At 62.1% G+C, this 12,343-nt stretch carries 10 protein-coding genes and 1 pseudogene; 6 read left to right on the top strand and 5 right to left on the bottom strand.

Features of this window, described 5'->3' with window-relative positions:
• The first annotated feature begins 63 nt into the window (after window positions 1-63).
• Window positions 64-1,140: a DnaJ C-terminal domain-containing protein gene (locus ACSQ86_RS31850; RefSeq protein ID WP_436310472.1), complete on the top strand. Its 1,077-nt coding sequence runs from the start codon at window positions 64-66 to the stop codon at window positions 1,138-1,140.
• A gap of 507 nt (window positions 1,141-1,647) precedes the next feature.
• Window positions 1,648-2,148 (top strand): hypothetical protein, encoded by a 501-nt coding sequence (locus ACSQ86_RS31845; RefSeq protein WP_436307172.1) that lies wholly within the window; start codon window positions 1,648-1,650, stop codon window positions 2,146-2,148.
• 4 nt (window positions 2,149-2,152) lie between these two features.
• On the opposite strand, the gene ACSQ86_RS31840 is transcribed toward ACSQ86_RS31845, so the two are convergent.
• The 3 genes from ACSQ86_RS31840 to ACSQ86_RS31830 all read right to left on the bottom strand — a co-directional run bounded on the left by ACSQ86_RS31840 (window position 2,153) and on the right by ACSQ86_RS31830 (window position 7,836).
• Entirely contained in the window at window positions 2,153-5,602 is a 3,450-nt protein-coding gene (locus ACSQ86_RS31840; protein ID WP_436307173.1) for an AAA family ATPase, read from the bottom strand.
• 57 nt (window positions 5,603-5,659) lie between these two features.
• Window positions 5,660-7,240 (bottom strand): flavin monoamine oxidase family protein, encoded by a 1,581-nt coding sequence (locus tag ACSQ86_RS31835; RefSeq protein WP_436307174.1) that lies wholly within the window; start codon window positions 7,238-7,240, stop codon window positions 5,660-5,662.
• Window positions 7,241-7,416: 176 nt separating this feature from the next.
• Window positions 7,417-7,836 carry a TerC family protein gene (locus ACSQ86_RS31830; RefSeq protein ID WP_436307175.1) on the bottom strand — a complete coding sequence of 140 codons (420 nt, stop codon included), beginning with the start codon at window positions 7,834-7,836 and terminating at the stop codon, window positions 7,417-7,419.
• Between the two features lie 110 nt (window positions 7,837-7,946).
• Here ACSQ86_RS31830 and ACSQ86_RS31825 point away from each other — a divergent pair, with 110 nt between their 5' ends.
• Entirely contained in the window at window positions 7,947-8,150 is a 204-nt protein-coding gene (locus tag ACSQ86_RS31825) for a DUF2905 domain-containing protein (protein WP_093111088.1), read from the top strand.
• A gap of 553 nt (window positions 8,151-8,703) precedes the next feature.
• On the opposite strand, the gene ACSQ86_RS31820 is transcribed toward ACSQ86_RS31825, so the two are convergent.
• Window positions 8,704-9,183, bottom strand: coding sequence for a MarR family winged helix-turn-helix transcriptional regulator (locus tag ACSQ86_RS31820; RefSeq protein ID WP_436307177.1), 480 nt, complete (start codon window positions 9,181-9,183; stop codon window positions 8,704-8,706).
• 166 nt (window positions 9,184-9,349) lie between these two features.
• On the opposite strand from ACSQ86_RS31820, the gene ACSQ86_RS31815 reads away from it, so the two are divergent.
• Both ACSQ86_RS31815 and ACSQ86_RS31810 read left to right on the top strand, forming a co-directional pair.
• Window positions 9,350-10,291 (top strand): alpha/beta fold hydrolase, encoded by a 942-nt coding sequence (locus ACSQ86_RS31815; RefSeq protein WP_093111155.1) that lies wholly within the window; start codon window positions 9,350-9,352, stop codon window positions 10,289-10,291.
• A 41-nt stretch (window positions 10,292-10,332) separates the two neighbouring features.
• Window positions 10,333-11,325 (top strand): Bug family tripartite tricarboxylate transporter substrate binding protein, encoded by a 993-nt coding sequence (locus tag ACSQ86_RS31810; protein ID WP_436307178.1) that lies wholly within the window; start codon window positions 10,333-10,335, stop codon window positions 11,323-11,325.
• Window positions 11,326-11,696: 371 nt separating this feature from the next.
• On the opposite strand, the pseudogene ACSQ86_RS31805 reads toward ACSQ86_RS31810, so the two are convergent.
• Window positions 11,697-11,810 (bottom strand): annotated as a pseudogene (locus ACSQ86_RS31805) (LysR family transcriptional regulator); the annotation flags it as partial.
• Window positions 11,811-11,821: 11 nt separating this feature from the next.
• Between ACSQ86_RS31805 and ACSQ86_RS31800 the strand changes: the two are divergent.
• Window positions 11,822-12,334, top strand: a complete 513-nt coding sequence (locus ACSQ86_RS31800) for a transposase (protein WP_436307179.1) — start codon at window positions 11,822-11,824, stop codon at window positions 12,332-12,334.
• The last annotated feature ends 9 nt before the right edge of the window (window positions 12,335-12,343 follow it).

The raw sequence follows: 12,343 nt of genomic DNA, 5'->3' as shown, positions 1-12,343 counted from the left end.
TCACGCTAACAGGCCGCCGCCTCCATGGGCTTCCATCTTGGACGGCTTCCCTGAACAAGGTCTTTGGATTTGGGCACCGAGAACGCTTTCGCCGAACTGGGATTGGCACCTGACGCGACCGAGCGCGAGGTGAAGGCGGCATGGCGCCGGCTCGCCTCGCAATGGCATCCGGACCGCAATGACAGCGCCGGTGCTGTTGCCAAGATGCAGCGCATCAACCAGGCATTCGAAGAGATCCGCCGCGCCGGATTCGGTGCCCGGGCGAACGCCGACGTCGACACGCCCGGCGCGCCGGACAACAACACCCCCGACGGATTCGACGCCGACCAAGCTACGACGGCATCCCGCGCGGCCGGCACGGAACGGCAGCGCCGGCCCCTGCACCGCAAGGTCAGGATGACTCTGGAGGAAGCGGCCGTCGGTTGCATCAAGGTGCTGCGGGGCAAGGTCACCGACATCTGCGCCACCTGCGCGGGCGCCGGGCACCAGGTGATGGGCGGGAATTGCGCTCGGTGCGGGGGGTCGGGCGCGATCCCGAAGCGCTCCTTTTTCGGTTGGCCCGCCGGTGTGACCGAGTGCGAGGCTTGCTTGGGCGGCGGCATCGCGAGGCAGCCGTGCGCGGCGTGCGGCGGGGTCGGCAAGAAGGCGCCGCGCGGCTACAAGATGAACGTGCGCATTCCGCACGGCGTGCGCGATGGCGATCTGCTCCATGTCGACGGACGGCGCGTGCGAGCCGAAGGCCCTCCCGCCGACGTCGAGATTCGCGTCGAGGTGTCGGAGCACGCGTTCTTCAAGCTCGACGACGACGGCACCATTCGATGCGAGATGCCAGTCGATGGATTCGCGTGGATCGCCAATCGGCAGGTCAAGGTGCCGACCGTCACCGGCTTCCAAGCGCTGCAGCTGAGCCGCGACCGGCTGTCTTACCGCTTGAAGGGCCAGGGCTTCCCGGTGCAGTGCCGCGGCACGCGTGGCGACCAGCTGGTCACGCTGGCGCCGATATTTCCGCAGCTCAGCACCGATCAGCAGATCCTGCTCGACCAGCTCTCGGCCACCAGCTCGGGCGCTGGCGGAGAAGCATTGGACGACCGCCTTCGCGCATGGAATCGGGGGCTACGCGCCTGGGAACGAGGCCTGTAGACGGCGGTAGCTGAGCCGGCAATGGACCGCGGACCGTGCCCCCCCTGGCGCGCGGGCTAGTGAGGGAACGAAATGACATTGCACCGTTTTCTCAAGACACTCGCAATAGCCCAGGCGCCTCATCGTCCATTGAAGATCTTGAACCGCAGACCTCTCTCGTCGACATTGCGGACCTTCAGACTGACAGCTCGAAAGGCGGCAACGGGTCTGGTGCCGCGGCACAGTCTTCCCCACCGTTAGGGCCGGACTCGCAGCCAGAAGCGGACGGTCGCCGCCGCCACCTGAATCCGCGTCGCCGCGCGCAACAATGAGTGTAGAAATGGATTTGACGCAGGTTTCCTTCACCGGCCCCAACCTTGATACTCAGTCGCCGGTGCTCGAGCGCCTACCGACGGAGTTTGCCGAATATGGCGGACTGCACGTGCGAGGCATCTGCTCAATATGGGCTTCGCACCTGCTGTCCTTCAAGAACTTGGGCATATCATCGAAGTCAGAAGCAGATCCCCCATGGCGCAGCCGACCAACAACCAGAGCATCACCCCGGAGGTACGACCGGTCACCGAAGAACTGGACCGCTTCGCGAGCCGTCCCGACGTGTTGTGCGTCCTGCGGCAGGCGGCCGCCGATGCCCGCGAGAAATTGCAGCAGAACCCGAACATTGCCGAAGCCTTTGCAGCATTGGATCTCTCGTGTCTTGGGTGCCCAGTGCCCGCGGCGATTGGTAGCGTCAGAGTCGTGGTGAATCGCGGCGCCGGCGGCGCAAGCATCGAGCGGCATGTGAATAGCACGCAGTATCTGTTTGCCCTGGATGGCGCCATGGAAACGCACGTCCAGACAACGGACGGCTGGCGCGTGGATCGTTATGGGCAAGGCAACCCAGCCGTACTGGAAAATCGATGGCACGTCGTTCCGCCCGGGGTTTGGCACAAATCCACCGCCCCCGGAGCGCGGAACTGGGGTGTCGTGGCTTTCCATTCCGCACGCAACGTGAGCGACGAGTATCAGTGAAGGCTCAGCCTTGCCCCGCCCTCCCAAGCAACTCGCGCGCCTCGATCAAGTCAGCCGCATCGAAGCCTTCGGTAAACCATTCATACACGGAGGCAAGTTCGAGCAAGGCCTGCGCGTGCCCGCCATGGAGACGCGCCAACCGGACCATGCTGACGCATGTGCGCAATTCAAGAGACTTGGCGCTTTGCTTCCTGGCGATGGAAAGAGCGCGCTCGAAGCAGGTCTGCGCCTCGGCGGCATTTTCCGTGGAGAGGGCAAGAAGCAATTCTCCCTTGACGCGAAAGAGCTCAGCCTCCCACCAATACGTACCCATCTCGCTGGCGAGGCCCAGCGCCTTGGTGACCGATTCCAGTCCCTCGGCGATTTGTCCGGCACGCGAGAGCGCCTGAACCTGCAACAGCAGGAATAGCGGCTGCCAGACCTTGGCACCGGTAGCCTTGTACGCTAACAGCGCCTGCTCGATGTGGGTGAATCCGCTTTCGGTATTGCCTAGCTCGGCCTCGGCCCATCCTTGGACGATCAGGCCGTGGACGAGCCAGCTCGGGAAACCCTGCTCGGTGGCGAATTCGGTCGTCGCTTCGGCCGCTTGCAGAGCCAGCGACGCTTCGCCGCGGAATTGATGGACCCATGCCAATGAAGCCATCGCGTACGCGAGGCTGAACGGGTGCCGAGGCGTTGCCGCATGCGCCGCCCGCTGCGCTTGCGCAACGCCCGCAACCGCCTGATCCGGGTATCCCAACAGCCACAGCGCCAGCGCCCCGAAGGCAAGACAGGAGATCCTCGGATCCCGGCCCAGGCTGTCGCGCAGTGCGTGATCGTGCACGTCCTCGTAGCGCTGAACCGCCAGCTCCATATGCGACCTGCAATCGATCAGGTCGCCGACCCGAAGCAACGTGAGTCCGAGCAATTCGTGGCCGCCCACAAACAGCTCGGTTTCCAGCCTGCGCTCGGCCAAGCCCAGAAGTTGCTCGCCGATATCGCGCGCCAACCGCAGTTCACCCCGATTGATGTACAGCAACCCCAATCCTGAAAGCACCCGAACGAGGTCGGCGCTATCGGTGGTGTCCTGGCATAGTTCGCGGGCCCGCTCGTAGGCTTGGGCGACCTCCGGCACCGCGAAGCCGCGCGTCGCCATCCATGCGGACCCGAGCATCGATTGAATCTGCAACTCGCGCGAGCCACGCCCCGCCGGATCGGCAAGTCCCGGCAGCATGGTCAGCGACGAACTGAGATGATCGATTGCCGTAGCGTAGGCGGAGCGTTGCATCGCTTGCGATCCGGCGCGCATCAGGAAATCGACCGCCTTCGGCACGTTGTCGCTGCAAGCATAGTGATGGGCAAGCTCGCTGCAGTGATCGTCCAGGTGATCGCTGAAATGCGCTTCCATCGCTTGCGCCGCACGCGAATGCAAGATGCGCCTGGTGTCAGCCAGCAGCTCGCCGTAGGCTGCCTCCCGGGTGAGTGCGTGCTTGAACACGTATTCCACATCGGGGAACACCGTTCGCTCGAAGATGAATTCGGCACTCTGCAGGCGGTCGAGCATATCCTGGAGCTGCGTTTCGGAACTCAGCGCCACACGCTCGATGAGACGCAGCGGGGACGCATTGCCGAGCACCGCAAGCATCTGTAGAAACGCCTTGTGCTCGGGCTCCAAGCGGTCGATGCGGGCCGCCAACACGCCCTGCACCGTTGCGGGCATCTCGATCGTCGCCAATGCGCGGGTGAGCACGATCTCTTCACCGCGTCGCATCAGAACACCATGATCGAACAGGGTCTGAACGTACTCCTCCATGAAGAATGGATTTCCCTGCGTCTTCTCGACAATGAGCGATTTCAGCTCGGCGAGCGCGGGAGCTATTCCGAGCAAGGCGATCAGCAACGCTTCGGCATCCTCACGCCCGAACGCTTTCAAACGCAATTGGCTGTGCGACGTGGCAGCGTCCCAGCTGGGTTGGTACTCGGGACGATAGTTGACGAGCAGCAGGATGCGCGCACCTTCCACGGCGCGGCCGAACATCGTCAGGAAGCTCTGACTCTCGGCGTCCAGCCAGTGCAAGTCCTCCATCACCATCAAGACCGGCTGGTTGACGGCTTCGCGCAGCACCAGTCGCTGAATTGCGTCGAACGTTCGGCGGCGCCGAATCTGCGGGTCCATCTTGTCGATCGGCGCGGCAGGATCCCTGACGCCCAACAGGGTCAACAAGAAGGGGATCGTGTCATCGAGGCTGCGATCGAGCCCCAGCACGCGGCCGGTCACCTTCTCCAGCTTACGGCGGTCGTCGTCGCCCGGCGCAATCTGCAGATAGCTCTTCAGCATGTCAATCAACGGCAGGTAGGGAAACGCCTTGCCGTAGGAGTCCGAACTGCATTCCAAGATCAGGCAGCCCTCTTTCGCCAGCAGCTTGAACTCGTGACACAGGCGCGACTTGCCCACGCCCGCCTCGCCGATGACCGCGATGATTTGTCCTTCGCCCGCCTTGGCCAACTGCAGCATCGCCTGCATCCGTTCGAGCTCGTGCTGGCGACCGACGAACCGTGCCAAACCGTGGCTGGCGGACACTTCGAGGCGGGTACGCAATGGACCGATGCCCGTGACCTCGAAGAGGTTGACGTTCGCACTGACGCCTTTCAACGGGACGCTGCCCAGGCTGCGAAACTCGAAGTAGCCCTCCGTCAGGCGATGGGTGGATTCGCTGACGACCACTGCGCCGGGTGCCGCGACGTGCTCAATGCGAGCCGCCAGTCCCGTCGAGTGCCCGATCGGAACATAGTCCGCACGCTGGTCGTCGGTCGGGATCGAACGCACGACCACTTCACCGGTATGGATCCCCACCCTGATCTGCATGGCGGGCAGCCCGTATTCCCGCAGCAGCCGGGCGCCGTACCCTTTCATCTGCTCCTGCATGCTGAGCGCCGCATAGAGAGCCCGGCGGGCGTGATCCTCGCGCGCGATCGGAGCGCCGAAGAAGGCGAAGATGCCGTCACCCAGCGCCTGGGCAACATAGCCTTCGTAGCGGTACACGGCAGTCATCATCAAGCGCAGTGCCGGATCGATCACCTGCCGCGCGAGTTCCGGGTCCATGCCGTCGAGCAGCGCCATCGAGCCCTTGATGTCCGCGAACAGCGCGGTGATGATCTTGCGCTCGCCGACGTGCTGCGTGAGATGCACTGCGTGGCCCAGCCGGAACCGCTCGGCCAGATACGCGGGAACGTACGGATCCGCCGCGACAGCCTCGGTCGACACGCCAGGACGCGCAGACGGCGAAGGTTCAAACGTCGTTGCCGCAACGACCGCCGGTTGCGGAGTCAGCTGCGTTCCGCACTTACGACAGAACCTGCTGGCTGCCGCATTCGCGGCATGACAGCCGCTGCAAATCAGCTCGAGCTTGGCACCGCAATCCTGACAAAAGTTGGCATCGGCCAGATTTTCACATTGGCAGCGGGGACATTGCATTCGCGGCTCCCAGTGATCTGGTGGCGCAAGAAGCCGAGAAACGACAATGCAGTACTGTCACACAGGACGATCGTAAGCGGGCAGGCCAAAGCACTCTTGCAGGACGGTTTCCGTGGAACGCAATGCACCGTCCACCCAAGCTTGTTCATCCGAATACGCTTCACCGCAAATGTAGACCTTGCCCTTGATCGGGTTCTGCAGCCGCGCTGCGATGGCCTTGTCGTCCGCGCCGATCACCCACGAGTGATCGCCGTCCCCGAACTCCGGCGAGCCCCAACGCACATAGGTCGACAACAGCGGATCCGGCAAGGCGTTGTCGCCGAAGAACTCGGCAAGCTGCCGCATCGCCTGCTCGACCACGAACGTACCGGCCGGCGTCGTGTGCTTGGGTTGCGTCAACCCATCGGTAGGCGCGAAGGGCTTGCCCAACTTCTGCAACTCCTCCCAATATGTGGTGCGATCGAAATCGCAGTAGATCGTCATCGACGCCGGCCCTTTGTCGTCATTGGCCGCAATGGGCCAATAGCAGTAGAACTGGGCCATCGGCAGATCGGTGAAAGAACCGCCTGCGGCAATCTTGTAGCGGTCGAACCACCACCGCTCCTTGAAGTACAGGTTGATCTTCGTGAGCGGCATGGTGGTGACGCTCCGGATGTCAGCCATGAGCTGACCGTTGTCGCGCAGGGCCGGACATTGCGAGGAGAGGAGCTCGAGCGGACGGCTGGGCAGCGCGAGGACGAGTTGCGGACAAAGAAAGCGCGTCGTCCAGCCGTTGTCAGTATGGGCTCGCACGTTGAGCAGATTCTTGTCAGTGACGTCGAAGTCGAAGGCATCGACGTAATGTCCCAGGAGGATCCTTCCTCCCATTTCCTTGATCTGCTGCGCAAGCGTGTCCGACAGCGTTTCGTAGCCGGGCCGTAACGTTAGATAGTTGGGCAACTTGTCGAAGTCACCCATGGTCTGGAAGCCGACGCCAGCGTTGACCTTTTGGTCATAGAACGCGAGGAACCCCATCGAGTCCTCGATCATCTGCAGGCATTCCTGAGAAAGACCGAAGTCGACGAGCAATGCCCAAAAGCCCCATTTGTAAAGGGGCAAGCCGCGATAGCTGAATTCGAGGCGAACCTTCTGCCAGTCCTCGGGGGTTTGCGGATACCACTTCTTCGGATCGACACCATTCTGTGTCAGCACCGTGTCGAAAATCTCTTGAAGAATCTTGTTCGGCTGGCGCTGTTTCTCCTGGTCACGCAGGAAGTAGCGGGTGCTCCAGAGGTCGGGATCGGTCGCCATGGCGCCAAAGGTGAAGCGGCGACCACGCAGGTAGTAGATGTTGTTGTCGTCCCCCATGTTGAACGGCATGATGTCCTTGTCGAGCGCCAGCGTCTTGAGCAGCCACATCAAGTTCTTCATGCTATCGACAAAGCGCATGCCGCCTTCTTCGTTCTTGACCAAGGTGCCGTCGATGACGACGAGATCGGTATCCAACCGTCCGCCGGGGCGATCGAGCATTTCCAGGATGACGATCTTCGTCGTAGGCTTGTGCCTGAGCATCCGCCAAGCGAAGTACAGACCGGCCATGCCGGCGCCAACGACGACAATGTCTGGCTGAATTGCCTCTGCCGTATTCGATTCCGTCATCTGTGCCTCCCGGACCGGTTTGCCGTAGTGAGGTATGCGTGACGCAGATCGTACGGCCAGGGCGACTAAAACGCGGACTTTCGCACTCTTGTGGAACCAGATGTTACGAAATCGTACTTACATTTGGCCGCTACGCGATTGTTCAGCGATGGCAATGGCTCCGGCAGCAAGTACCGTCAGCGACGCCGGCCGCAGGAGCTAGGTTTCGATGAGCACTCGATCAGCGCCGCGCCCAGCAGGATGAAGCCGGTGCGCGCCACCAGCGCGATCACGATGCCGATCAGCAGCGCCTTCTGTTGCTCCTCGCGCGGCACCTTGAAGCTGGACATGATCACCAGGAAGACGAACACGTTGTCGACCGACAGCGCCTTCTCCGTCAGGTAGCCGGCGAAATACTGGGTGCCGGGCTCGGTGCCGCCGAGCACCCACACCATGACACCGAACAGGACGGCCGCGCCGATGTAGGCGGCCGACCGGCGGGCGGCTTCGGCGTGCGTGGGCACGTGCGCCGTGCGGATGTGGAAGAAGTAGTCGAACAGCAGCAGGGCGACGATCAGGGCGATCGTCACTTCCCAGACCAGCGGGCCGTGAGTCATGTCGCACTCCTCGAGGAGCCTGAATCCGATGAAAGACACCGCGGGCTGACCATGCCCGCGGCCCGGCCGGGCCGCTACCGCTCGGCGCCGCCCGGCGCTAGTATTGCCGCATGCAACGCTTGCTCATTGCGCTGGGCGTGCTCCTCGTCGTCGCGGGCCTTGCCTGGCCCTGGCTGTCGCGGCTGCCGTGGGGGCGCCTGCCGGGGGATTTCTCGATCGAGCGTGAAAGCTTCAGCTTCCATTTTCCGCTGATGACCTCGCTGATCGTGTCGATCGTCCTGAGCCTCGTCGTCTGGTGGTGGTGGCGCAAGTAGGCTTCGATCCCTCAAGGCGGGATCTCCTCCCTGAAGATCACCTGGCTGCGCGTGCTCTCCACGCCAGCCAGCGCCTCGCGGCGCGGTTGGCAAATCACTGCTGTATTCCCGAGGTGGCCAGATCGGCCTGGACCATGGCACCACTTCTCCACAACATCGGGTTAGCAATGTCCGAGACGCAGTGCGATATCGGTCCTTTCTCTGCAGCCCTCGATTGGCGGCGCTCGGGCCATCAACGACCTTCGCGGGTGACCGTTCCCGAGAAGTCGAGTTGTTGCCTCTGACATCCTGCTCATCGCGCACTAGCGCCAGCGCCACGCGGCAGCGCTTTTCAGCTCCGCGCGCATGCGAGTGGGCGCCATGAGTCGCGAACAATTGACGATTGCTGACGCTGGACCACCTACGAATGGCCAAGGCCTGGCTCGACCGGGATGCGCGGCTAGCAGAAGCGATGCACCGCTCCAACCTGAAGAAGACAGTCGAAAACTGCGAGCAGAACTTCGTCAAGTGAGGCGTTGGTGAGATGCCTCGAGTGCATGCCGTAGGCTAGCCATCAAACATGGTCTATGCCGCTCCACGCCGGTGCGTTGGCGCAGAGCTTGCGCAGCAACTGCTGCAACTGCTGACGCTCTTCGGTCGTCAGGCATTCCATCATTGCCTTCTCGCGTTCAACCAGCCCAGGCATGAATCGGTTGTGCATCTTGCGGCCGGACGCCGTGATGAATATGACCTGCCTGCGCTGATCGATCTCGTCAAGCTCCCGTCGGATCAACCCCTTCTTCTCCAGCGCGGTCACGGCGCGGCTGATGTTGTTCTTCAGGTGTCCGGAAAAGTCGCAGATGTCTGAAGCGGAAATGCCGTCTCTGAAGTACAGGAAGATCAAGGAAAGAATCTCCGGCCTCGTCAACCCGTACTTTGCTTCGATGGACCGGAACGACGGTTCGCGGTACGAATTGATCATGTACCCGAGCTTGTAGGCGTACGGAATCGCAACGCCTTCCAGGATGTCGCTCAGGGGTCGAGAGGTCGTCATCGTCTTGTGTGTTTCAAACAATGCGTGGGGAATCTGCCGGAGGTACTAGTTTCGATGCTACCAACCGCCGCTCTCGGCCGCGAACTCAGCAAAGCGGGAAAACACCGACTTTTACTTGGTTCCATATGGAACTACAATGGGTCTCGGATTCTTCACGAGAACTTGCATGTCCCGGAGCCTGTGTGATGCGTCGACGTCGTCCGTGCGAACGGCCCGATCATGCTTTTTCCTGGGCACCGCTTCGCACCCCGTGTATGTGGATCATCTGCCCCCGGCATGCGTCGGGCGCCATCTCCTGCCGGTCGTGATGATTCATGGAGGGTTTCATACGGGCGTGTCGTATCTGGGCACGCCGGACGGCCGTGACGGATGGGCGCAGCTGTTCGCGGCCAGAGGGCATGCCGTGCACGTGCCCGACTGGCCGGGTCACGGGCGTTCCCCTGGCGTCGAGAATCTCGTTCGCCTAACGACGCACGACGTAGCCACTGCGCTCGCAACGGTGATCGACGCGATAGGCCCGGCCATCGTTGTGGCCCACTCTGCGGGGGGACCCATCGCGTGGTGGATCGCAGAGCACCATCCAGACAAGGTGGCTGCCATCATCGGCATCGCGCCCGGGGCGCCCGCGAACTTGCTCAATCCCTTGCCCGACGATCCCGCGGCCATCGAGACCATGCGCCATGACCGTGAGGCTGGTTGTCCCGTGTATTCGCCCTTGGATCGACCCGTGTCGGCGGATCGCACATTCATAAACGACTTCTGGGCGAGCAGCCCAAGATTCCCTCGAGATGCATTGGAAAGCTACGCGGCCTCAGTGGTGCCCGACAGCCCGATCGTCCTGAATGAGCGGTTCAACATCGGAGGCAGAGGACTTCAGCTGGCAAGCCTGTCCGTCGTAGGCCAGAGACCGATCCTGATCGTCACGGGTGAGCACGATGCACGTCATCCAAAGTCTGTCGACCAGGCGCTTGCCCGCCGTCTGAATGCCGATTTCACCTGGCTCCCCGACATCGGCCTGAATGGCAACGGGCACATGTTGATGATCGAAAGCAATAGCCACGAGGTTGCCTCGGTTCTGATCAGGTGGCTTGAAAGCAGGAATCTTTGACAGCGTCCGATGACGGCCGTCCACACAAGGAGACAACAAACATGAAGCACCTCGTGACTCGTCGCGCTATTCTGGCCGGCCTGGCCACTTCCGCTGCCACGACAGCGCCCCTGAGCGCGTTGGCTCAAACCGCTGCTTATCCTTCGCGGCTCATCAAGATCATCATGCCGTGGAATGCAGGAGGTGGCGGCGACGTGTTGGTTCGCGCGATGACGCCGTCGCTGGCGCAACGCCTCGGACAATCCATCATCGTGGAGAACCGGCCGGGCGCGATTGGCACGATCGGCAGTCTCGCCGCTGCTCGCAGTCCGGCCGACGGCTATACGTTGGTGTACGGAACGGCAGATTCGCATTCGATAGCGCCGCACATCCTGAAGCCTCCGCCCTACGACTCGAAGAAGGAGTTCGTGGCCGTGGCCCCCATCGGTTTCACTCCCCTGGCGCTGATCGTCCCCGCCTCTCATGCAGCGAAGACGCTCACTCAGTTCCTGCAGATCGCCAAAGAGGCGAAGGACCCCATGACCTTCGGATCCTGGGGGCAGGGCAGTTCCGGCCAGATCATCATGGAAGCACTCAAGCAAAAGACGCGAGTCGATCTGCTGCATATCCCCTACAACGGAACAGCGCCGCTGATGCAAGCACAGCTCGCGGATCAGGTGAACTGCACGATCGTTCCAGTGCTCGTCGCCGAACAGTATCTTCGTGCTGGGCGTGTTCGCAGCCTGGCAATTACGGCACGCGAGCGCCTACATGGCTTCGCCGACATTCCAGTACTCAAGGAGTTCGGGGTGGAGATCGACATGGGCCCGTGGTTGGGGTTCCTCGCTCCGGCTGGTACTCCTGCTGACATCGTCAACAAGCTCAATGCAGCAATTTCCGCAACGATGGCGGAACCTCAGGTCGCTGAATTCATGAGCAAGATGGCGATAGTCATTGAACAAATGACCCCGGGCGCATACCAGCACTTCTACAACAGCGAGTTCGACCGTTGGGGGGCCTATATTCGTACAGCGAAAGTGACTCTGGATCGGTAGTTGACCGCCCGCGTTGGCGCAGACTACTCGAGTGTGGCGAACGGCCGGGCCCAAACTTGCCCGTCGCCCTACTCCGACGAACATCGGGAACGCAGTGCGAAAGCCGTCCTCGCCCCCAGAATGCTGAAACTCGGCAATCAGCCCAGCCCAGCCCATAAACAATGAAAGCGTCCCTTGGGACGAACAGGGCCGTCTCGCCGATTCGGGTGAATCGATATTCCTTGCCCTCTGATCATCGAACTTGGGTTGATTTGCGCCCCTCGCCACCCGCAGCGAATTTTTCGCCGGGTGCAACAATGGGGCGTGGCCAAGCCCTGGCAGCACTTACGACGACCTGTTTTCGCCCTATGCGGTCGCGCTGACTCCGGCCCTCATACTCGCGCGGCCAAGAAGTCCAGAAAGCAGGCGATGCGCGCCGCCAGTTTCGTGTTGCGGTAGTACACCGCATTGATCCCCTGGCGTACGTCCGCCGTGTGCCCACCGAGGCAGGCAGGTAATGCGCGTGGAGCACGAGTACGCACGCGATGGCGCCTGGGCGTACTTGGCGGCGTTGGACGTGCATCGCGCCAAGGTGTTCGGCCGCTGCGAAGCAACCACAGGCATCGCGCCCTTCGAGCGTTTGGTCGATCAGGTCATGAGCCAGCCGCCATATGTCAGCGCAAGACGCGTGTTCTGGGTCATGGACAACGGCTCCTCGCATCGTGGCCAGGCGTCAGTGCAGCGCCTCACGCAAGCCCATCCCCGATTGGTTCCGGTCCACGCACCGGTCCATGCCAGTTGGCTCAACCAGATCGAGATCTACTTCTCGATCGTGCAGCGCAAGGTGCTGACCCCGAACGACTTCCCTTGCTTGGAGGCGGTCGCTCAACGGCTGGCGAACTTCGAGCGCTACTTCGAGAGCATCGCGCGTCCATTCGAGTGGAAATTCACCCGCACCGATCTCAATGCCTTGATCGCGCGCATGCGTGATCGCCGGGCGCAGAGCCAGCCCTTGAAGCTGGCCGCTTGAAGAATACGT

It is taken from the genome of Variovorax sp. LjRoot130 (assembly GCF_964253755.1).
Taxonomy (GTDB): domain Bacteria; phylum Pseudomonadota; class Gammaproteobacteria; order Burkholderiales; family Burkholderiaceae_C; genus Variovorax.
This window is presented reverse-complemented; position numbering and strand designations above follow the sequence as displayed.